Annotated in this window: 16 protein-coding genes; 8 read left to right on the top strand and 8 right to left on the bottom strand. The window is 43.4% G+C overall.

Features of this window, described 5'->3' with window-relative positions; translation table 11 throughout:
- Positions 1-64: 64 nt before the first annotated feature.
- Positions 65-5,761 (bottom strand): 3-coathanger stack domain-containing protein, encoded by a 5,697-nt coding sequence (locus DTQ70_RS17875; protein WP_122932069.1) that lies wholly within the window; start codon positions 5,759-5,761, stop codon positions 65-67.
- Positions 5,762-5,977: 216 nt separating this feature from the next.
- Positions 5,978-6,847 (bottom strand): carbon-nitrogen hydrolase, encoded by an 870-nt coding sequence (locus tag DTQ70_RS17870; RefSeq protein WP_122932068.1) that lies wholly within the window; start codon positions 6,845-6,847, stop codon positions 5,978-5,980.
- A 129-nt stretch (positions 6,848-6,976) separates the two neighbouring features.
- Here DTQ70_RS17870 and DTQ70_RS17865 point away from each other — a divergent pair, with 129 nt between their 5' ends.
- Together DTQ70_RS17865 and DTQ70_RS17860 are read left to right on the top strand one after the other, a co-directional pair.
- On the top strand, positions 6,977-9,196 hold the full coding sequence (locus DTQ70_RS17865; protein WP_122932067.1) for a S9 family peptidase: 2,220 nt from the start codon (positions 6,977-6,979) through the stop codon (positions 9,194-9,196).
- 118 nt (positions 9,197-9,314) lie between these two features.
- Entirely contained in the window at positions 9,315-10,253 is a 939-nt protein-coding gene (locus tag DTQ70_RS17860; protein ID WP_122932066.1) for a sugar phosphate isomerase/epimerase, read from the top strand.
- Between the two features lie 140 nt (positions 10,254-10,393).
- Here the strand turns inward: DTQ70_RS17860 and DTQ70_RS17855 are convergent, their stop codons facing one another.
- The 4 genes from DTQ70_RS17855 to DTQ70_RS17840 form a co-directional block, all read right to left on the bottom strand.
- Positions 10,394-10,750 carry a type II toxin-antitoxin system HigA family antitoxin gene (locus DTQ70_RS17855; protein ID WP_122932065.1) on the bottom strand — a complete coding sequence of 119 codons (357 nt, stop codon included), beginning with the start codon at positions 10,748-10,750 and terminating at the stop codon, positions 10,394-10,396.
- A complete protein-coding gene (locus DTQ70_RS17850; RefSeq protein WP_122934464.1) occupies positions 10,747-11,064 on the bottom strand; it encodes a type II toxin-antitoxin system HigB family toxin in 318 nt (105 codons plus the stop codon). The genes DTQ70_RS17855 and DTQ70_RS17850 overlap by 4 nt, the downstream gene beginning before the upstream one ends.
- Positions 11,065-11,181: 117 nt before the next feature.
- Positions 11,182-12,366, bottom strand: a complete 1,185-nt coding sequence (locus tag DTQ70_RS17845; protein ID WP_122932064.1) for a cation:proton antiporter — start codon at positions 12,364-12,366, stop codon at positions 11,182-11,184.
- A gap of 103 nt (positions 12,367-12,469) precedes the next feature.
- Positions 12,470-13,972: a trypsin-like peptidase domain-containing protein gene (locus tag DTQ70_RS17840; RefSeq protein ID WP_122932063.1), complete on the bottom strand. Its 1,503-nt coding sequence runs from the start codon at positions 13,970-13,972 to the stop codon at positions 12,470-12,472.
- Positions 13,973-14,295: 323 nt separating this feature from the next.
- Between DTQ70_RS17840 and ruvX the strand changes: the two genes are divergently transcribed.
- Genes ruvX through DTQ70_RS17825 form a run of 3 tightly spaced genes read left to right on the top strand, consistent with a single transcriptional unit; the run spans position 14,296 to position 16,042 of the window.
- Positions 14,296-14,709, top strand: coding sequence for a Holliday junction resolvase RuvX (gene ruvX, locus DTQ70_RS17835; protein ID WP_122932062.1), 414 nt, complete (start codon positions 14,296-14,298; stop codon positions 14,707-14,709).
- A gap of 5 nt (positions 14,710-14,714) precedes the next feature.
- A complete protein-coding gene (def, locus tag DTQ70_RS17830; RefSeq protein ID WP_122932061.1) occupies positions 14,715-15,287 on the top strand; it encodes a peptide deformylase in 573 nt (190 codons plus the stop codon).
- A 26-nt stretch (positions 15,288-15,313) separates the two neighbouring features.
- Positions 15,314-16,042, top strand: coding sequence for a ribonuclease H-like domain-containing protein (locus tag DTQ70_RS17825; protein ID WP_122932060.1), 729 nt, complete (start codon positions 15,314-15,316; stop codon positions 16,040-16,042).
- Between the two features lie 65 nt (positions 16,043-16,107).
- Here DTQ70_RS17825 and DTQ70_RS17820 read toward each other — a convergent pair whose 3' ends face one another.
- Positions 16,108-16,329, bottom strand: a complete 222-nt coding sequence (locus DTQ70_RS17820; RefSeq protein ID WP_122932059.1) for a hypothetical protein — start codon at positions 16,327-16,329, stop codon at positions 16,108-16,110.
- A 245-nt stretch (positions 16,330-16,574) separates the two neighbouring features.
- Here DTQ70_RS17820 and DTQ70_RS17815 point away from each other — a divergent pair, with 245 nt between their 5' ends.
- The 3 genes from DTQ70_RS17815 (at position 16,575) to DTQ70_RS17805 (ending at position 20,260) form a co-directional block, all read left to right on the top strand.
- Entirely contained in the window at positions 16,575-17,858 is a 1,284-nt protein-coding gene (locus tag DTQ70_RS17815; protein WP_122932058.1) for an amidohydrolase family protein, read from the top strand.
- Between the two features lie 88 nt (positions 17,859-17,946).
- A complete protein-coding gene (locus tag DTQ70_RS17810) occupies positions 17,947-19,410 on the top strand; it encodes an NAD(P)/FAD-dependent oxidoreductase (RefSeq protein WP_122932057.1) in 1,464 nt (487 codons plus the stop codon).
- 19 nt (positions 19,411-19,429) lie between these two features.
- Positions 19,430-20,260 carry a phytoene/squalene synthase family protein gene (locus tag DTQ70_RS17805; protein WP_122934463.1) on the top strand — a complete coding sequence of 277 codons (831 nt, stop codon included), beginning with the start codon at positions 19,430-19,432 and terminating at the stop codon, positions 20,258-20,260.
- A 69-nt stretch (positions 20,261-20,329) separates the two neighbouring features.
- On the opposite strand, the gene DTQ70_RS17800 is transcribed toward DTQ70_RS17805, so the two are convergent.
- Positions 20,330-21,034, bottom strand: coding sequence for a LytTR family DNA-binding domain-containing protein (locus DTQ70_RS17800; RefSeq protein ID WP_122932056.1), 705 nt, complete (start codon positions 21,032-21,034; stop codon positions 20,330-20,332).
- Positions 21,035-21,644: the final 610 nt, after the last annotated feature.

Raw genomic sequence — 21,644 nt, 5'->3', positions numbered from 1 at the left:
ATTCATTCTTTGTACGTATAAGTGGAGATATTTCAATACTAAAAAGGGTAGATAGATATTTATATTATTTAGGCGGTGGATTAGGGGCTGTTGGACAAGCTTTGATTTCTGTTTTAAACACAGTTTGTGCTTTTGCTTCAAATCCAGGGGTAAAGATTACATAACCTGTGGCTTGAAATGTAACATCATTAGGGACACTAATTAGGGCATTGGAGATTATGTTTGGAGAAGAATAGGTGCCACTCGTGATACTACCCGATACATTTAGAATGGTTCCTTTATCATCGCATATATCTTTGGTTACGTAGAAATAGGTACTATCAGAAACATACTCTCCAGTTGCGGTTTTCCCTATAACCACTATTTTTCTTTTTCCCACTAAAGTATCTACTGAGAAATTAAAGACGGCTTCACTGCCCGCTTTTCTTGCAATGTAAACAGATGTATTAGTGTAGGAAATATATGTAGTAATTTCTGTTAACGTGCTACCTTGGACATTAATACCCAACTCTTTAGAATGATGAATAGATGCTCCTTTTTGAGGAGTAATGATAGAAATACTTGGCGAGTTTGTATTCACAATCGCATTTTGTGGCTTATTAATGCTTCCCAGAGGTACACAATTCATTGTTGAAGGAGAAAAGCCATCTTGACAAAAACTACTGCTTGAAGGGCTTTCTTTTAGTAAATTAACGACTTTTGAGATTACACTTATGTTGTCAGTAGAGCCCATGTGGGCTATATCTTCAAAAGTACTCGTACAGCCACTCAGGCCCCCTAATTGACTTGTGTAAGACACTGCCATGTCATTTGCTTCACGAAAAACATCCTCAAGAGTGATATCGGCCATTGTGTAAATAATTGCATCAATAGGTCTTATTCCGAAGGCTCCATCAGGTGGAATAAGTGAGAAAGGGATTGTCTTTGTGGCAATAGCATGAGTTGGAACTTTATTCTTATTGAGATTTGGGCCATTTAGGTCGTTTCTGATTGCAATACTTTGTATGCCAAGGTCTGCCACCGCAAAACAATTTTCATTGTTGGAAGGACACCAAAGAAATGCATAAATATTGGCTAATTCACTTAATTTAGCCAAGACCGGTGCAGAAATAGTAGGATCATCTAACAGGCAAGGCAAATGAGAGCCTGAGTGGGGGGTATTTACGGTGATTAGTTTTTGAATATCACCTCTATATGCTACCGTACTGGTATTTTGTAAATACATTCTGCTGAGAATTCCGCCCATACTGTGCCCAATACAAGCTACTTTACCAGAGGCAATATTAGCCTCCCTGAGAGAATTGAAAAGCGTATTTATTGCATTAGGTACTACATCTTTATTTTCACGAAAAGCAGCTAAACTGGTTGCTGAATAATCTAACCGATGAATCAGACGAGGTTCGTACAGACCCCAGTTTATTAGGGTAGATTCCATGTCCAGAAATGTTTTCCGACTGGCGCTAAATCCGTGAACAAATACGATTGGCGCACGATACACTTCCAATTTGTTCGTTGCTAATGATGTTGAGGGGTTGTTAGCAGCATCAAACACCTCTAATGTATAAGTAGCCAATTTACCCCCTCCGTTAAAATACTCTGGGTGTTTGTATTTTACTACCAAGCTATCTTTACTTTTGTGTGCTATCGTAAACTGTCCGTAAAGATCTATATTGTTAAGCGTATTTTCTTTTATCCGTACATTGATATTATTATAATCATAGCCTCCGCCCGAAAACTTAAAAATTGAAGCCTCCGAGCCATCCGCGCAGACTTTAAATGTATCCCCTTCTTTTAATAGTTTGCGCTGATTGAAAAGTGGGTTGGCGGGGAGTTGGTGGTAGTGATTTACTTTAAGAGTATCACATATTCCTACTCCTGTACTACAAAATTGCTCCCATGAGGGTAGTTTATTTGTTTCGCTACCGCCACTATTAATAATTACATTTTTACCACAAAGCTGTTTTAAATTGGGGTGTAGGCAACCTTTTAATTGATTGTTGTATAAATACAGATTTTTTAAACTTTTTAAATTTCCTAAGGAGGAAGGAATACTATCGGTAAGTAAATTATCGTTTAATGAAACTGTCTCTAAACTGACTAAACTGCCAATTGAGGAAGGAATATTTCCACTAAATTGATTTAAAGATACCTCTAGAGCCCTCAGTTTTTTTAGATTCCCAATAGATGAAGGAATTGTGCCAGAAAGTTGATTATTAGAAAATGCCAGAATTTCAACATTTATTAAATTACCAATAGTGGCAGGAATACCTTCAGAAAACTGATTATTGTCCAAAAAGAGGCGTTTAAGGTTTACCAAATTGCCAGTAACAGAGGGAATGATACCTGTAAAAAGGTTATTACTTAGAAAGAAATCTAATAATTTTGTCAAATTTCCAATAGAAGAAGGAATATTTCCACTGAGTTGATTATGGTTCAGATAAAGATATTGTAGGTTTCTTAAATTACCGATAGAAAACGGTATATTACCACTAAGTTGATTAGAGAATAAAGCTAAATAATTCAAATTTAGCAGATTTTCAATTGTTGAAGGAATCCTACCGCTGAGTTGATTTTGAGATAAATCCAAACTATTCAAGGAATATAAATTGCCAATATTAGAAGGAATAATTCCTTTAAGATTATTATTTCTTAATTCAATGGATACAACTTCTTTTATGTTGTAAGAGTTAGTTCGACAATTTACCCCATACCAACTACAAGGGTCATTGTTTTGTAGCCACCCAGTTTTGTTTTTCCAATTGGGGCCGTCGGTTGCGTAGTACAAAGTAGTGAGAATGTCTATGGCAGATCGGGCATTGGGATTAGGGTCTTCTTCAGTAGTTATAGTTACGTTGTTACTGGCGGAAGACAAACACGAAATTCCATTTGTACCAGTAAATTCACATTTTGCGTAATAATCGGTATTGGAAGTTGGAGAAACAGGCATGGTAACGGCAGAATTGGTAGAGGCTACAAACCACTTCAAGGTATAGCTTGCCCCTGTACAGCCTGTTGCCGTTAGTGTTACTGATTGTCCTAAAATAATCGTAGCTCCTGTGGCTACGGGAGTAGGAAGTGGCGCGATTGTTACTGAGGCACTACTGCTCGCAGGCGAACTACAGGTAGTACCGTTAGATACTACTTCACATTTGGCATAGTAATCCGTAGTTATGGTTGGTGAAACGGGCATGGTAACGGGGGTATTATCGGCGGTTTTAAACCATTTCAAGAGGCTGCTTGTTACATCTAAACCGATATATGTGCTACAACCCGAAGAGTACAATGATACTGAGCCTCCTGGACATATTGTTTCCCCAGAGGTTACCATTGGAGCTACAGGAGACATTACAATTACTCTTTTACTATTACTTGACCCTGAGAGGCAAGTAACGTTGTTGGTCGTCATGGCACATTTGGCGTAATAGTTTGCCCCTTGTGTAACAGGCATAGTAACGGATTCATTAGGATCTTTGAACCATTTTATCGTATAATCTACACTGGCGCATGTAGCCGTTAAAGTCACCGAATTGCCAGTACAAATAGTGATTGTTGAGTTATCTATAGTGGGTTCTGGTGGATTTGCCACGGTAATCGTAACACCGTTACTTGCAGAAGAAACGCAAGTAACGCCATTCATATTTAGTTCACATTTAGCATAATAGCCGCCGGTGGTAACTGCGGGAGCTACGGGCATAGTTACTTGACTTCCTCCAAGATACCATTTAAGAGAAAAACCAGTACCATTGCATCCCGTGGCGGTGAGTGTTACGGAACTCCCAGGGCATATTCGCGCTCCAGAGGCTACAGGAGTAGCAGGCGCAAGACCAATAGTAACTGTAACGACATTACTCGCAGCAGAAGTACAGACAGTGCCATTGGAAGTAATTTCACATTTTGCGTAGTAATTAGTGGTTATTGAAGGAGCAACAGGCATAGAGACAAGAACGTTATCCGTAGCTCTAAACCATTTTAAAACGGCTCCATTACCACTACATCCTGTGGCTGAGAGCGTAATTGGCGTAGCACTGCAAGTAGTGGCGCCAGTAGCTATGGGTACTGGTGTGTAAAGCACTCCTATAGCATTACTTTCACCCGAAGTACAGACAGTGCCATTGGAAGTAATTTCACATTTTGCGTAGTAATTAGTGGTTATTGAAGGAGCAACAGGCATAGAGACAAGAACGTTATCCGTAGCTCTAAACCATTTTAAAACGGCTCCATTACCACTACATCCTGTGGCTGAGAGCGTGATTGGCGTAGCACTGCAAGTAGTGGCGCCAGTAGCTATGGGTACTGGTGTGTAAAGCACTCCTATAGCATTACTTTCACCCGAAAGACACGAAGTTCCGTTAACCGTTTTTTCGCACTTAGCATAATAGCTACTAACAGATACAGTAGGGGTAAAAGGCATTGTGACAGACATGTTAGTGCCTGTCATAAACCATCTAATGGTATTACCTGCTCCCGTGCAACCTGTTGCGCTCAGTGTCACTGAATTCGTAACACATACTGTTGAAATAGACCCCACAGTAGTAACAGGAGGAGCAGGAGGATAGATAACAGTCACTGCAACACTATTACTGGCTGGCGATATACACGTTACGCCATTTGTTGTTATTTCACATTTGGCGTAGTAGTTAGTGGTTGTATTGGGCGAGACTGGTATCACTGCAAGCGAGTCATTAGCTGATTTATACCATTTCAATACTGCTCCATTACCACTACATCCAGTTGCCGTTAGAGTCACAGAAGTGCCAAGGCAAATATCCGCTCCCGTGGCTACTGGGGCAGGGCAAGTTGGTGTACCACAAACAGGGGGAGTGGGGATAGGTGTATTACTATCGTACACTTGTAAACCAGCCACCAAATTTGGCAAGCACTTAATCTTATTCGCATCAATGTGCAGTTTTGCTAGGGATAATGGTAAAGTAGGTAAACTAGCAATTTGATTGTCAGTGCAATACAGTAAAGTCAGGCTACTTGGCAAGGTTGGCAGAACTGTAAGTTGATTAGAATTACAGTATAAATCAGGTAAATTTGGCGGTAAACTTGGTAACGAAGTCAGTTTATTAAAAGAACAAAATAATCTTGTTAGCCCACTTGGAAGAGTAGGTAACACTGTTAAATTATTATTTGAACAGATTAGGGTCGTTAATTTGCTAGGTAGCTCAGGTAATATAGTAAGTTGGTTATTTTCACAAATCAATGAAATTATATTAGATGGTAGAGTTGGTAAATTTATTAACCGGTTATGGTGACACCACACATCTAGTAATCCATTTGGTAAAGAAGGTAAACTGGTTAATTGATTATTGTCACAATTTAAAATTATGAGGTTACTTGGTAATGAAGGGAGACTTGTAAGTTGATTATCAGTACAAATTAAACGATTTAAATTTGCAGGCAAAGAAGGTAAAGTTGTCAAAAGATTATTATTGCACTGCAAATCCAATAAAGTATTGGGCAAGGTAGGTAAACTCGTTAATTGATTTTGCATACAATTAATTTGAGTTAATGCCGTAAACCCTCCAATCCCTGTTAAGTTAGAAATATTTTTATTTGATACGTCAAGGCTTGTTAGGGTCTTTGCAGGAGGCAATAAATTATTAGCTCCATCAATGCAAGTAGGGCAGGCGGCTCGGATGGCTGCGGCAAAGTTGGGGTCGGGAATATTTTGGGAAAATACCTTTGGTGAGAGATAGGTAATAAATAAAATACTCACCAGTGTATAGTAAATAGAGCTAGTAAGAAACGGCTTCATGAGGCTTAGGATTATACCTCTCAATGTAAATAAACTTCGGGAGATTAAGAAGCTCTATTTTATGAATCCAAGCGTTTGTTTTGTGAAAATCAGGATTTGTTTTACGAATTAGAAGGGAAAGGCGAAGTAGATGCCGAAATCTAGGAAGGAGTGAGTTTTGAGAAAAAGGGAGCATAGGCAGTTCCTGAAAACTGCCTATGCTAAATAATGTACTGATTACTCGTCAATCAAGCGCTTCGTGATTGGCTGGTAGCTGTCGATGCGGCGGTCGCGGAGGTAAGGCCACGTAGTGCGATAATACTCCGTTTTGTCCAAATCGAGTTCAATTACTTTCGTTTCTTCTTGGTCGTGAGAAGCCAAATACATCAGACTTCCGAAAGGATTGGAAACAAACGAACCTCCCCAAAATTGCTGATCAGCTTCGCGCCCTACGCGATTAACCGACACTACATACACGCCGTTCGCAACGGAGTGGCTGCGTTGAATGGTCTGCCAAGCGTTGTATTGTTCTTGGCTAATGGCAGGGTCTTGTTCGTTGACATCCCAGCCAATGGCCGTTGGGTAAAACAAAATTTCCGCCCCCATCAAACTCGTGATACGGGCTGCTTCGGGGTACCATTGGTCCCAACAAATAAGCACGCCCAATTTCCCAAATTTGGTTTGAAACACTTTGTAGCCCAAATCCCCTGGGGTAAAATAGAACTTCTCGTAGTAGCCTGGGTCGTCGGGAATGTGCATTTTGCGGTATTTTCCCAAGTAACTTCCGTCGGCATCCAAAACGGCCGTGGTGTTGTGGTACAAGCCTGGGGCGCGTTTTTCAAATAAGGAAGCGATAATGACAATACCGAGCTCTTTGGCTAAATCGCTAAGAACGTCGGTGGTAGGTCCTGGGATGGCTTCGCCGAGGCTAAAATTGGCGTGGTCTTCTACGTCACAGAAATAGAGCGACTTAAATAACTCTTGAAGGCAAACAATTTGAGCACCTTGCGCAGCGGCCTCGCGGGTTTTGGCGATGGCTTTTGCTAAATTATCGTTGACATCGGCGGTACAGCTCATTTGCACCAAACCTACTTTTACGTTTCGCATCTGAAAATGATTTTAGACCGCAAAAATAACGGGTAGCAAGGTATCTACAACCTGAAACGGATTTTTGTCAATTTTTTATAAGTCTTCAAAAGTCTGTACTTTCGGACAAAAATCAACAAACTCTTCATTATGCGTTTTTTTACTAACCTAACAAGCGCCTTTCTGCATTGCGCTGTTTTCATAAGTTTATCGTTTGGGAGCATAGCCCAAACCAAAGAAAAAGTGGTCGCGTCTGACCTCACTCGCATCAAACAACTGGGCAACGTCGCGATTTCGCCCGATGGAAAACGTATCGTTTACAACGTAAATACCATTGAACCCAACGCCGATGGCAGCGATTATGACTACAAATTGCACATTTGGCTGGCGGATGCAGATGGGAAAACAGCCCCTCGTGCCCTCACGCGTGGCAGCGAAAGTGCCGTTGGTCCCGTTTGGAGCCCCGATGGCAAAAGCATTGCTTTTTCCCGCAGCGTGAAAGGAAAGTCTCAAATTTTTGTGATGCCTTTGGATGGAGGGGAAGCGTGGCAGTTGACTGACTACAAGCACGGCGCAGGTGGGCCGCAGTTTTCGCCCGACGGTTCTAAAATTTTATTCTCGACCTCGGTAAGCTTTGCGACTTTGATGACGGATTCGATTTTGAACCCATCAAAAGGTGGGCCTGCATGGAGTTTGGAAAAAGCAGGTTTTTTGAAAAATGAACAACTCAAAAAAAACACCGCCAAACCTAACCCTGACGGGACGATTGAGGAAATCAGGGCCTATCTTGACAAAGATGTGGAGGATAAAAAAGCGAAAGTAATCAACCGTCTCAATTTCCAAGGCGAAGCCTCGGCGGGGCAGGAATTGAGCTTTTCGCATTTGTTGGTGATTGACGTAAAAGAAGGAGCTAAGCCACAGCCTTTGACCAAAGGGTTTTATTCTTATGGTTCAGGGGCTTGGTCGGGCGATGGAAAGCAAATTTGGTTTTCAACACGCGCCGATAGTCTTGTTCATCCCGACCGTGACTTGGCTAGCCGTATCTGTGTAATGAACGCCGATGGAATTGGGGTGCGTACGGTTTTGGCCGACAAAGCACGTAGTTTTGGGCAGCCTACGCCTTCGCCCGATGGACAGTGGTTGGCGTTTACAACGTCGCAAGCAGCCATAAAATCAGGTACGCTTGACCAATTTCATTTAGGCTTTTTGAACTTAAAAAATGCGGGCGCTACCTATAATATTAATCCCTTCGACCGTTCGCCAGGCAATTTGAAATGGGTGACATTGACATTCCCCAAAAATAAAAAAGAAGTAGGCAAAGTCGAGTATGTTTACTTTACCGCTTCGTCAAACGGAGGCGCGCCGTTGTACCGTGCAGTGCCTACAGTAGAAAAAGTAGAGCAACTTTCTGACTATGACACAGGAGTAACCGATTTTGACGTACAGCCCAATCAAGTAGTTTTTGCCAAAACCGAAATCTCAAACCCATCGGAGTTGTATCGGGCCGATGTGTTGATGAAAAATGCGCAGAAGTTGTCGTCGCACAACGATTGGGTAGCCAAAAAAGCGTTGAGTATTCCTACCAAACACACGTTTACGAACTCAAAAGGCCAGACCGTGGAGTACTGGATCATGAAGCCAACGGTGGTGGAAGCGGGTAAAAAATATCCGTTATTGCTGAATATGCACGGTGGCCCAACCGCCATGTGGGGGCCAGGCGAAGGCTCTATGTGGCATGAGTTCCAGTATTTCTGCGCCCAAGGTTACGGGGTTGTTTATGCCAATCCACGCGGTTCGGGAGGCTACGGCGTAGAGTTTATGCGAGCCAACTACCGTGATTGGGGAACAGGCCCTGCGGAAGACGTATTGCGTGCTTGTTCGGAAGCGGCCAAAGAATCATGGGCCGACACGGCGCGTCAGGTGATTACGGGCGGGTCGTATGCGGGTTATTTGACGGCGTGGATTATTGCACACGACCACCGTTTTAAGGCGGCTTTTGCCCAGCGCGGTGTGTATGATTTGACGACTTTTATGGGCGAAGGAAACGCGTGGCGTTTGGTGCCTAATTATTTCGGAGGTTATCCGTGGGAAGCTGAAACGAAGGCTTCGATGGATGCGAATTCACCTTATACGTTTGTGGATAAAATCAAAACCCCATTTCTGATTAAACACGGTGAAAACGACTTACGCACGGGCGTGATTCAAAGTGAAATGATGTACAAGTCGTTGAAAATCATGGGGAAAGAGGTGGAGTACGTACGTATGCCAGGCGGAACGCACGAATTGAGCCGCAGTGGAAATCCTCGTCAGCGTATCGACCGTATGTTGCGGATTTATGAGTTTTTTGAGCGGTACGTTGGGAAGAAGTAAAAATACTTCCACGATTGCCTTTTGAAGAGTAAAATAAAAACCCATTGAAGTGTGATGATTTTGGTGTCAACTTCAATGGGTACGTATAAATTAGTACAAACCCTTTTAAACCAATTAAATGAACAATCGTCGCTCGTTTATCAAGCAACTAGGGGCTGTGGCAGGGGCTGCAGCGCTTGCTCCTGAAGTGTTGGCCTTTGAGCCCCAGAAAAAACTATGGTTTGAGATTTCATTGGCCGAGTGGTCGTTGCACAAAACCATTTTCAACGAAAAAAAACTGACCAACTTAGACTTTCCAGTCGTGGCTCGCAAGGAGTTCGGAATTGGAATTGTGGAGTACGTCAATCAGATGTTTAAAGACAAAGCCAAAGATACGGCTTACTTGAATGAGCTTTTGATGCGTTGTAAAGACAACGACATCAAAAACCACCTCATTATGATTGATGGCGAGGGCGGCTTAGCCGAAACGGATGATGCAACCCGCAATAAGGCCGTTGACAACCATAAAAAATGGGTAGAATGTGCCAAATACTTGGGTTGTAAGACCATTCGGGTAAACTCGTTTGGCCGTGGTACGGCGGAGGAGGTAGCCAAAGCTGCGGTTGACGGATTGGGTAAATTGGGCGAATTTGCTGCTCCTGTGGGCATCAACGTAATCGTAGAAAACCACGGAGGTTTTTCATCCGATGGTAAGTGGTTGTCGGGAGTAATGAAGCAAGTAAACATGAAAAACGTAGGGACTCTTCCTGATTTTGGTAACTTCTGCATTAAGCGTAGTACAGGTGGCGAGTGGGGTGGAAGCTGCACTGAAGAATACGACCGTTATTTGGGGGTAAAAGAATTGATGCCATTTGCCAAAGGGGTAAGTGCCAAAACCAATGATTTTGATGCCAATGGCAACGAAGCGAAAATGGATTACGCCAAACTTCTCAAAATTGTGAAAGACGCAGGTTTCCGTGGCATTGTGGGTATCGAATACGAAGGAAATGTAACGTCAGAATACGACGGAATCAAAGCCACTAAGAAACTTTTGGAGCGCGTAGGTGCAAGCGTTTAGAACGTGAGGACGGGTTTCTCAAAACCCGACTGTATTGCGTGTGTTGTGTGCGTCGGGGTGCTTACACCCCGACGTATAATCCCAAAATGCAGAACCAAAATTCGGGTTGTGAGCAGCCCTCTGCACGTTTGACATTCTTTTTAATGCCCAATTAAGCGAGTAGCAGGGATATTTAGTCCTTTACTCAAACGCTTAATCATTGAAAGAGTTAATTCTCTTTTTTTATTTAATACCTTAGAAACCATAGCTTTATCCCCAATAAACGGAATCAGATCTATTTGTTTGAGTCCATTTTGAGCCATCTTATTTTTTAAATAGGCTACGGGGTCGGAAGCACTCATAGGGTAATATATAGCTTCATACGACTCAATAAGAGTTACCAATAACTCCAATTCATCGCCTTTTTCGGTTTGAGGTTGTGGCTCAGTTTGAAGTAAATGATAAACACGCTCAAGTGCCTCCTCGTACTGCTCTTCTGTCTTTATCGGTTTTATCATGGTTGAGACTTTCGTTTAAATTCAATTTTTTTTGCATCAATTCTATCATAGGCTGCGTGCGTTCCTACCCACAGTATGAATACGATTCCAAAGACGTAATCGATATGAGTAATAAGTCGGTAATCGTTGCCTTTGATATTGAAAATAACGCGATTTTTATCAATGATACTCGCATTCCCAAATGTTGATTTTACATCATTGGGAGTGTGCCATACTATACTTGTAACAACATCATGCCATTCTAATAATGAATTTTCTGAGTCAGGATTTAATTCCCAAAAATCCCTCAAAGTACGTTTGGCAATGATTCTCATAGTGTTACAAAAATAGGGAAAGGTTGTCAATTTGACAACCTTTCCCTGAGTAGAACCAAAATTCGGGTTGTGAGCAACCCTCAGCACGTTTGACATTCTCCATTCAACCCTCGACACTTAAAGAGTATCTTTTTCCTGCTCTCCTTTTTTGTTGAACATCAAGCCTGCCATCATGATGAGGGCAGTGAGAATAATGATTTGAATAATCAGAGATTTGTTGATTAAAGGAATCATTTGCGTGGCAGGGATGCTTAAAAAAAGAAGAATGGTGATCAAACCACGTGGCGCAACGAACACCAACGGCGAAAGGGGTAGGCCGTATATTTTTAGGGCAGCAGCTCGGGCGACAAAAATCCCCGCTACAATACCAACTGCCCACACAAATGTATTAGGGTTAAAAATCTCGGCACTTTCCATCAGGTAACCAAACAATAAAAAGAATAAAACCCGAATCACGAACGTCGCTTCGATGACAATTTCTTTGAACTTCGCCACTTCACGGTCAAGGACGTTGGGTTTAAGCTTCTCTATCCAGCCAAATCGCTTGATTTCGTCTAAATTTCCCAGAAACAACCCAAAAATAAGAATAAAAATCAGGGCAGGAAGGTGATAGACTTTTGAGACATTATAAATCAAAATAATGAGCAGAATAATGGGCGCAAACTTAATATGGTGGTCGATTTTACTCAATAAGTACGACAGTGCGCCCGTAGCCACAAATGAAATGAGAATAATAGCCAGCAACTGACCAACAAATTGGGTAAGTGAGCTAAAGCCGAAGGTTTCGTTGAAGGCCACAAAATTAAAAAATACCACGCCCAAAATGTCAGAAAGACTGCTTTCATAAATGACAAATTCTTTTTGGGTATTTGGTAAATTTTTGACGCTCGGAATGGCAATGGCGCTACTGATGACGCATAATGGAAGTACGTTTAATAGTGTATCTTTAAAAGATGTTCCCCCCCAATAGACAAAAGCAGCAGTCGCTCCGATGGCTAAAACTACCATAGGAAGTAGTGCCACCATGAACGATTCTTTGACAGATCCAAGTTTTGAACCATTGAGTTGTAATTCCAGGGAGCCTTCTAAGACAATAAGGATGAGTCCAATAGTTCCCAAAATTGGCAGTACAGGGGTGAGATTTGGAATAAAAAGCCCCGTTGACATCGAAAGCTGGCGCACTCCCCAACCCATAAGGAGCAATAAAATAACAGATGGTATTTTGGTTTTTGAAGAGGTAATATCAAATATATAAGCAGCTAAGATTAAGAGACAAATGGTGATGATAATCGCGGTTGTCATGGTAGAAGATGGTTAGGAGAACAAGCAATAATAACTAAACCTCTGAAAAAAACAAAGGGTTAGGACTTGGAAAGCCCTAACCCTTTAAGTTATAAATCAAAGATTACAAATTAAATCCAAACGAATAAACGTCTTCGGGATAATCGAGGTACAAACCTTCCATCTGAACGCGACCACCACTCTTTCCTGCCAAAGCTGCTTTAAGCTCTTTCACCGAACGGACTGGCTTATCGTTGACTTTCGTAATCACAAAACCTTCTTCTACGCCTACTCGGGCAAGTTTTCCGCCTTGCATGGCTGTTACTTTTACACCTCCACTGATGTTGGCACGTTGAAGACGTTGTACTTCACGTTGATTGAGGTCTCCAAACTGAGCCCCAAGTGAACCAAGGGCTACATCTGCTTCGTCCGTTTTGATGATTTCTTTGCCACCTTCGCGGTTACGTAATACAACACTATAATCTTTTACTGACCCGTTGCGGTTGACAGTCAAATTGACAGCTTCTCCTGGGCGTTTACGAGCTACAAGCTCGCGGAATTTAGGGTCAGAGTCCACCTCAATACCATCGACTTTGGTGATAACATCACCTACTTTCAAGCCTGCATCTTTGGCCGCGCTGCTACCTTCACCAAAACCTTGCACGTAGATACCTGTTGCTACCTTCACGTCGTACTGATCAGCTTTTTTGCTGTCGAGTTCTTCAGGTATGATACCAATGTATCCACGTTGAACGCCACCGAATTTAATAATATCGCTTGACACTTTCTTCACCAAACTAGCAGGTACGGCAAAGGCATAGCCTGCGTAGCTACCTGTTGGGCTGGCGATGGCGGTGTTGATACCCACTAATTCCCCTTTCAAGTTTACCAACGCGCCTCCTGAGTTACCAGGGTTAACAACGGCATCTGTCTGAATAAACGACTCAAGAGGCGTGTCTCCGCCTTGGCGGTTGGCTGATTGGCGTTGGTTCAAAATTCCAATTCCACGACCTTTGGCACTTACAATCCCCGCTGTCACGGTCGATTCCAAGTTGAAAGGGTTTCCTACGGCCACTACCCATTCACCTACTTTGATGGCGTCGGAGTTACCAAACGCGAGCGAAGGTAGGTCTTTGGCAGGGATTTGAATGACCGCAATGTCCGTAGAAGGGTCTGTGCCGATTACTTTGGCTTTGTAAGTGCGCTTGTTCGACATTACTACTTCGAGTTCTTCGGCACCTTCTACGACGTGGTTGTTAGTGACAATAAACCCGTCGGCGCTAACGATGACTCCCGAGCCTGATGACTCTTGCTTTTGAGGCCCGCCACGGCGGAAACCAAAGTCTTCCCCGAAGAAATCGAATAAATCCATGCCTCTTTGCTGGGCCTGGCGCATGGCTGATGCTTTGATGTGAACTACCGCTGGCGTTGATATTTCAGCAGCGTAAGTAAAATCAACGGCTGCTCCCGCAGGAGGAGCCGAAGTGAAGCGAGCTAATGGGCTGTCAGCTTCTTTGAAAATAACGTCTTTGGTATCGTCAAGACCTCCAATAAGCTTGTAACCTCCGATGGTCGCTGCACTTGAAATAAGTCCAACCAATGCCAATGATTTCCAATTCTGATTCATGACTTTTATGAGCTTTTGGTTATGGTTTTTTGAGTGATTGCTTGTAAAAAAGTACCGAGATAACGCGTTTTAAAAGCATTCCGTGCCCCAATTTCTAACTTTTAACAATATTTAACAAGACATTGTTTGGGGAACGCTTTTTTCTATAAAATAATAATGCGAGCGCTCCAGTTCTGCCAAAATGTCATTTCGTTGAGGTGGTTTTTCAACATTTTTCCCCAAAGAGGCTGACGAATTTTCTGCTATATTTGCAACTTAATTAATTACGTAAACCTTACAGGTTTTCAAAACCTATAAGGTTTAAACGATGAAATAACGAACAAATGGCGCGAATCATTGCGATTGATTATGGTACAAAACGGACAGGAATCGCCGTGACAGACCCTTTGCAAATCATTGCGACGGCGCTTGATACGGTTCGTTCGCACGAATTAATCGACTTTTTGAAGCGTTACACCACCACGGAAGCCGTTGAAGCGTTTGTGGTAGGAATGCCCCGAAAATTGGATAATACCGATACCAACAACACGCCGCACGTGAAAGGGTTTATTAAACAACTCAAAAAAGCGTTTCCCGAAACACCCGTTTACGAACACGACGAGCGTTTTACCAGCAGTATGGCACTCCAAACGATGATTTCGATGGGAACCAAAAAAAGTGACCGTCAGGATAAATCCAACATCGATAAAATGAGCGCGACCATCATCTTACAATCGTATTTAACCACGAAAAAATAATTTCCATGATATTTCCCATCGTAGCATACGGCGATCCCGTTTTGCGTAAAGTGGCTCGACCCATTGAAAAAGACGAAATCAACTTGGCCGAATTTGTAGCTAATATGTACGAAACCATGTACGAATCGTCGGGCATTGGGTTGGCTGCGCCACAAGTAGGACAAAGTATTCGCGTGTTTGTCGTAGATGGTACTATTCTCAACGAGGACGAAGAAGAAGAGGACAAAGACCCAAGTTTGGAAGGATTCAAAAAGGTGTTTATCAATCCCCAAATTTTGGAAGAAACGGGCGATGAATGGGCGTTTGAAGAGGGTTGTTTGAGTATTCCAGGAATTCGGGCGGATGTATATCGTCCCGAAAAACTCAAAATTAAATACCGTGACCCTGAGTGGAACGAACACATCGAAGAATACGATGGCATGGCGGCTCGTATCATTCAACACGAATACGACCACCTAGAAGGTAAATTGTTTACGGATTATTTGCCGATGCTCAAGCGACAAATGCTCAAAAAACGCTTGGCTGATATTACCAAAGGCGCAGTGAAGGTAGATTACCGAATGCGTTTCCCGAAATAATAGTTTATTCCTTAAACTTCACAGCCATGGATCTCCGCAAAAAAGCTAAAAACGTACTTTTTATCGACATCGAAACGGTTTCGTCGAAAGCTTCATTTGACCAGCTTGACGAACGAATGCAGGAGCAGTGGGAACGCAAAGCCGCCAATATTCGCAACGATGACCACGTGGCTCCGTTCGACTTGTTTTACCGTCGGGCGGCGATTTATGCGGAGTTTGGCAAAATCATTTGCATCGGAGTTGGGGCGCTGTATTGGAATACCACCGATGAGCAGCCGCGTTTTAAAGTAAAATCCCTCGCGGGCGACGACGAGCGGGCTTTGCTGCTGGAGTTTAAGGAATTGCTCGAAAAATACCCCCAAAACCAGCTCATTCTCTGCGCCCACAACGGCAAAGAGTTTGACTTCCCCTACATTTGCCGACGGATGCTAGTCAACGGCATTACACTGCCCGAATCACTCCAACTTTCGGGCAAAAAGCCGTGGGAAATCCTTCACCAAGACACACTCGACATGTGGCGTTACGGCGACTACAAAAGCTTTGCTCAGTTGGACTTGCTGGCAGCGCTGTTTGGAATTCCGAGCAGTAAGTCAGACATCAGCGGTGAAGATGTGACGCGGGTGTATTATGCCGAAAAAGACCTCGACCGCATTCGGCGCTACTGCAAAGAAGACGTGGTTGTGCTCGCCCAACTGTGGCTGCGTCTCAACCAATTCGAGACCGTGAAGCCTGAGTACATTGTGCGGGCGGAGTGAGAATTTAGAATACAAAAACGAGGCGCTTCCATCGAAGCGCCTCGTTTTTGTATGCTGAATTATGCTTACTTCAACGGCGTTGATAACTTGATGAAATAGATACGATTCTTGTCCACTTTTCTTGTGGCAGGTAAAATCTTCGTGGTGAAGCTATTTTGCCCGTTGTCCACCACCCCAAAATCATCGTCGTTAGAAACTGCGATGAGCGTGTTGCTGAGAATGGCAACACCTTCGGGCTTGTCGTGGGGATAAATGGGTGAGATTTGCGTCAATAAATCAACGACCAATGATTTGGTTACAGGGACAATACCCGCAGATTGGCGCAGATTGAAAGCCGCAGATGCCCGCTGATGTAAGCTTTTTTCAGCGCCAATCTGCGGTGGAATTCTTCAGCGGCTTTCTGCGGGTGAGACGATTCAATCCACATTAACAATAAAATAACATAGATGGCGGCTTTGTCAAAATTTTCTGTGGAGATGTCGTCACAGTTTGTTTTCTTTGAGCTGCCTTTTCAAACAAAGACCAAATCCCAATGAAAAAAATCTATCTTCTTGCGGGGGCCATGGCGCTCGCTGCTTCCTCTTCATTGTACGCCCAGCGTACCCTCATCCACTGCGGAAAACTTATCGACGGCTTAGCAGACGCCGCCCAAGACCAAATGACGATTGTGGTGGAGAAAAACCGAATCACAGCCGTGGAAAAAGGCTATACCAAAGGCCAAGGTACCGACAAAGTGATTGACCTAAAAAACAAAACCGTTTTGCCAGGCTTGACCGACATGCACGTGCACATCGAAAGCGAAACTAGCCGCGACCAGTTTGCCAAACGCGTCAGTTATACGCCCGCTGACATTGCGTTTGAAGCCCAAAAATACGCCTACATCAACCTGATGGCGGGCTTTACCGCCGTGCGCGATTTGGGCGGAAGTGGCGTCAATATTTCACTGCGCAACGCCATCAACAAAGGCTTGGTCGTGGGGCCGCGCATTTTTACGGCAGGCCAAACCCTCGCAACAACGGGGGGCCACGGTGACCCTACCAACGGTTTAGGCAACCACTTTACCGCTCCCGAAAAAATGACCGATGGCGTCGTGGACTCGCCCGAAGCTGGCCGCAAAGCCGTGCGTCAACGCTACAAAGACGGAGCCGATTGCATCAAAATCACCGCCACGGGTGGGGTGTTGAGCATTGCCAAGAGTGGAAAAGCGCCTCAGTTTACCGACGATGAAGTATCGGCCATCGTTTCTACGGCCAAAGATTACGGCTTCCACGTAGCTGCGCATGCCCACGGTGCCGAAGGGATGAAGCGGGCGTTGCGCGCGGGCGTGACGACCATCGAACACGGAACGTACATGGACGATGAGGCTATTGAGATTTTCAAAAAAACGGGTGCCTATTACGTACCTACCATCATTGCGGGACGTTCGGCGGCCGATTCTGCCAAAATCATTGGGTATTTCCACCCGTTTGTTCGCGCCAAAGCGTTGGAAATCGGGCCGTTGATTCAGAAAACATTTGAAAAAGCCTATAAAGCAGGCGTAAAAATCGCCTTCGGAACCGATGCGGGGGTATTTGCCCACGGAAAAAACGCCAAAGAGTTTGAGTACATGACCGAAGTAGGAATGCCGCCAATGGAAGCCATTAAGTCGGCGACCATCGTACCCGCGCAGATTTTGGGCGAAGAAGCCAACATGGGTAGCATTAGCAAAGGCAAATACGCCGATATCATTGCTACTGATGAAAACCCCCTTCAAAACATCAAAACGCTTCAAAACGTGACTTTCGTAATGAAAGACGGGGTCGTGGTCAAACCGTAATTTTTAACTTTTTTGCGTATATTCTAAAACCGTTGATGGGGTTTACGAGTTTAGTTACTACATTCATCACGGAAGAACAATTTATACGTTGAAAAAAGTAATCGTCATCGGAGCAGGTTTTGCGGGGCTTTCGGCCGCCACTAGCCTTGCTAATAAAGGATTTGAGGTAACCATTTTAGAGAAAAACTCCGTGCCTGGTGGGCGGGCACGGGTTTTTCGTGAAAAAGGTTTTACGTTTGACATGGGCCCCAGCTGGTACTGGATGCCCGACGTGTTTGAGACGTATTTTGGAAAATTTGGCAAAAAGCCCTCTGATTACTACCAACTTGTGCGGCTAGACCCCTCGTATGCCGTTATTTTTGATGCCACTTCGGCCGTCGATATTCCTGCGGGAATCGATAAATTAAAACAACTTTTTGAGCAAATAGAGCCTGGCAGCGGGCAGCGTTTGGAGGCGTTTTTGGAACAAGCGGCGTACAAATACGACGTGGGTATGAACAAATTCGTTTGGAAGCCCAGTCGGAGTATTTGGGAGTTTGTGAGCCTAAAACTCCTTTACGATTTGGGCCGAATGGACGTGCTTCAGACTTTTGCTGGGCACATCCGTAAGTATTTTTCGGATCCAAAACTGCTGCAATTGATGGAGTTTCCCATTTTATTTTTGGGAGCAACGCCTGAGAATACGCCTGCCATGTACAGCCTGATGAACTACGCCGAAATTTCGATGGGGACGTGGTATCCGATGGGGGGAATGCACGAGATTGTGAAAGGAATGGTGGCGCTGGCGGAAGAAAAAGGGGTAAAAATCTTGCTCAATCAAAACGTGACTCGCATCGACGTAGTGGGAGGGGTAGCCAAACAAGTAGTGACCGAGACGGGTACGTTCGACGCCGACGTGGTGGTGGCAGGGGCTGATTATCATCATGTTGATACAAAATTGCTGGGGCAGTACCGCAATTATTCGGATACGTATTGGGACAAACGTACCCTTGCGCCATCGTCGTTGTTGTACTATTTGGGTGTTAATAAACGTATCCCAAAACTACAGCACCACAATCTATTTTTTGACGAAGATTTCAAGCTGCACGCCCACGAAATATATACCAAACCACAGTGGCCCAGTAAGCCCTTGTTTTACGCATCGGCACCGTCCAAAACCGACCCTTCGGTGGCACCTGAGGGCTGCGAAAATTTGTTTTTGTTGATTCCTGTTGCACCTGATTTAAAGGACGACTCGGACGAAATTCGCGAACGGTATTTCAACGTAGTGATGGAACGTCTGGAGACATACGTCGGGGAAGATATTCGTTCGCATGTGGTCTATAAACGTACCTACGCCCACCGCGATTTTATGTCGGATTACAACGCGTTTAAGGGGAATGCCTATGGTTTAGCAAATACACTGATGCAAACGGCATTTTTAAAGCCAACCCTTAAAAACAAAAAGGTAGCTAATTTGTTTTATACAGGACAACTTACAGTACCTGGGCCAGGCGTACCGCCGTCGTTGATTTCGGGCCTAGTAGTCGCCGATGAAGTTGAGAAAGCATAAAGAAACCAAACCATTCTCCATGATACAGTTATTTAATCAGACAGCCTTGGAATGTAGCAAGCTTATCACGGAGCGCTACAGTACTTCTTTTACGTTGGGTATCAAGACGTTAGATGCGAAGTTTCATTTGCCCATCTACGCCATTTATGGTTTTGTTCGATACGCCGACGAGATTGTGGATACGTTCCATGACCACGATAAAAAGTTTTTGTTAGACAAATTTCGTTACGATACGTATGAGGCAATTGAGCAGCGTATCAGTCTCAACCCCGTGCTTCACGCGTTTCAGTTGGTGGTGAATGAATACCAAATCGAACGTGATTTGATTGATGCGTTTTTGCACAGCATGGAAATGGATTTGGCTCCCTTGGAATACAATAGAAATCTGTACGACGAATACATTTATGGCTCGGCGGAAGTGGTCGGGTTGATGTGTTTGAGGGTATTTTGTGAAGGCGATAGCAAGATGTTTGATCACCTCAAAGAAGGTGCAAGGAGATTGGGCGCGGCGTTTCAGAAAGTGAATTTCTTGCGCGATTTGAAAAGCGATTTTGTCGATCGTGGGCGGGTATATTTCCCAGAAGTCGATTTTCGTTTGTTTTCCAAAGAAGCCAAGCGAAAAATCGAAGCCGATATTCAGGCCGATTTTGATGCGGCTAACATTGCCATTCAACAGCTGCCACGTAGTGCTCGTATGGGGGTTTATTTAGCCTATGTCTATTATTTGACCTTGTTTAATAAAATTAAAGAAACGTCTGCCTCTCGCATTCAAGAAGAGCGGATTCGGGTGCCAGATTTTCAGAAAATAGCACTTTTGGCCAAAACATACCTTCAATTTAGGCTCTCCTAAATTCAATACCCTACTTTAAGCATTATGGCGGCATCCAACTTACGACAAAGTAAGCTGGATGCCGTTTTTTTATTCTTTGTCCAATAACTTGAGCCAACTATTTAGGCGGAGTTTGTAAGTAACGCCTATCTCAATGGCTTTGTCGTCGATGTAAAGATTTTTCTTATCAAAACTTGTTATCTTCTGAATATTAACAATGTAGGATTTGTGTACCCGAGTAAAAATTTTGGAAGGTAGCTGGTGTTCAAGACGGGTAATTACATCGTTGATTACCAGTACTTTGCCGTTTGTTTTGCAGATTTTTGAATACATGCCATAGGCTTCAATAAACAGGATTTCTTCAAAAAGAATAGCGTGTATTTTTCGCCCAATTTTTACCATGATTTTGTCCGCTAACGTCAAATTACTGGCGTGACTCATTACGTGTAAAGCCCGATAACAAGCTTTTTGAAAGCGCAGCGGAATCAGCGGTGAGACCAAGTAGTCGAGCGCGCCTACATCAAAGGCTGCTAGGGCCATCTCTTTGGAATGACTCACAACAATAACGGGTGGAAGATTTGTTTGGAGTTGAAACAAATCAAACCCTGGTATGTCGGTGAAATCAGCCCCCCAAAAAAGGATATTGGCATCTTGGGTATTTAGAATGCCCAACAGTTGGGTGCCTGATTGACAGACAATGGGAGGTTGCATAAAAGGAAGTTGTACAACAAACTCCTTCACTTGATTTGCAAGGGTTATATCAGCAATTGCAATAACAGGGGTCAGACTATTCATAACGAACGGAAAAGTAAATTTATGTAAATACCTAAGCCAATCAATCAGTCAATGGATGATTGAGGCAGTTGGTTTTTGTATAACAAAAAGCGTGCTAGTTATTAGTATATGTTTGTAGTTATTGGTATTCAAAATTGTAGTTTATATATCAAAATAGAACATTGGTATATGAGATATTGGTGTTTCGTGTAGTTTTTTGGGTAGGAGAGGGTGAAGAAAAAAAATATACGCAGTATTGTTCAATTCATCAGTATATTTTTTGAATTAACCTATGCCAAAGTGTGAATTGGCTATGTAAAAAAAAAGCACATTTTTTTTGCAGGTTGCTTGGCCTCAAAATTGATGCTCGATAACTAAAAATAAAACCGATTTGTTGGACTCTTTTGGGATATATACAAATAGGTTTTTTAAAGAAAAAAATGACAATGTAGCAGAGAAGTATAATAAAAATATCAAAACAGGAGGGAAAGAATCCTTAGTACCGACCAAAGTAATCAAGCCTTCTTTCTCCTCCTTCGTTGGTTGAACCCCAAAAACAGGTTAACACCATGCAAAGATACTGCAAAAATGGTGATAGGGAACTTTTTGTCCCAAAATCATCACTATCAGG

The organism is Runella sp. SP2 (assembly GCF_003711225.1).
In the GTDB taxonomy this organism is placed as follows: Bacteria; Bacteroidota; Bacteroidia; order Cytophagales; family Spirosomataceae; genus Runella.
The sequence above is the reverse complement of the archived record's forward strand: the minus strand, read 5'-3'. Positions and strand labels throughout refer to the sequence as shown.

Excerpts from the sequence above, each read along its gene's own strand:
- DTQ70_RS17875 (WP_122932069.1), bottom strand. The coding sequence starts at position 5,761 with ATGAAGCCGTTTCTTACTAGCTCTATTTACTATACACTGGTGAGTATT.
- DTQ70_RS17870 (WP_122932068.1), bottom strand. The coding sequence starts at position 6,847 with ATGCGAAACGTAAAAGTAGGTTTGGTGCAAATGAGCTGTACCGCCGAT.
- DTQ70_RS17865 (WP_122932067.1), top strand. The coding sequence starts at position 6,977 with ATGCGTTTTTTTACTAACCTAACAAGCGCCTTTCTGCATTGCGCTGTT.
- DTQ70_RS17860 (WP_122932066.1), top strand. The coding sequence starts at position 9,315 with ATGAACAATCGTCGCTCGTTTATCAAGCAACTAGGGGCTGTGGCAGGG.
- DTQ70_RS17855 (WP_122932065.1), bottom strand. The coding sequence starts at position 10,750 with ATGATAAAACCGATAAAGACAGAAGAGCAGTACGAGGAGGCACTTGAG.
- DTQ70_RS17850 (WP_122934464.1), bottom strand. The coding sequence starts at position 11,064 with ATGAGAATCATTGCCAAACGTACTTTGAGGGATTTTTGGGAATTAAAT.
- DTQ70_RS17845 (WP_122932064.1), bottom strand. The coding sequence starts at position 12,366 with ATGACAACCGCGATTATCATCACCATTTGTCTCTTAATCTTAGCTGCT.
- DTQ70_RS17840 (WP_122932063.1), bottom strand. The coding sequence starts at position 13,972 with ATGAATCAGAATTGGAAATCATTGGCATTGGTTGGACTTATTTCAAGT.
- ruvX (WP_122932062.1), top strand. The coding sequence starts at position 14,296 with ATGGCGCGAATCATTGCGATTGATTATGGTACAAAACGGACAGGAATC.
- def (WP_122932061.1), top strand. The coding sequence starts at position 14,715 with ATGATATTTCCCATCGTAGCATACGGCGATCCCGTTTTGCGTAAAGTG.
- DTQ70_RS17825 (WP_122932060.1), top strand. The coding sequence starts at position 15,314 with ATGGATCTCCGCAAAAAAGCTAAAAACGTACTTTTTATCGACATCGAA.
- DTQ70_RS17815 (WP_122932058.1), top strand. The coding sequence starts at position 16,575 with ATGAAAAAAATCTATCTTCTTGCGGGGGCCATGGCGCTCGCTGCTTCC.
- DTQ70_RS17805 (WP_122934463.1), top strand. The coding sequence starts at position 19,430 with ATGATACAGTTATTTAATCAGACAGCCTTGGAATGTAGCAAGCTTATC.
- DTQ70_RS17800 (WP_122932056.1), bottom strand. The coding sequence starts at position 21,034 with ATGAATAGTCTGACCCCTGTTATTGCAATTGCTGATATAACCCTTGCA.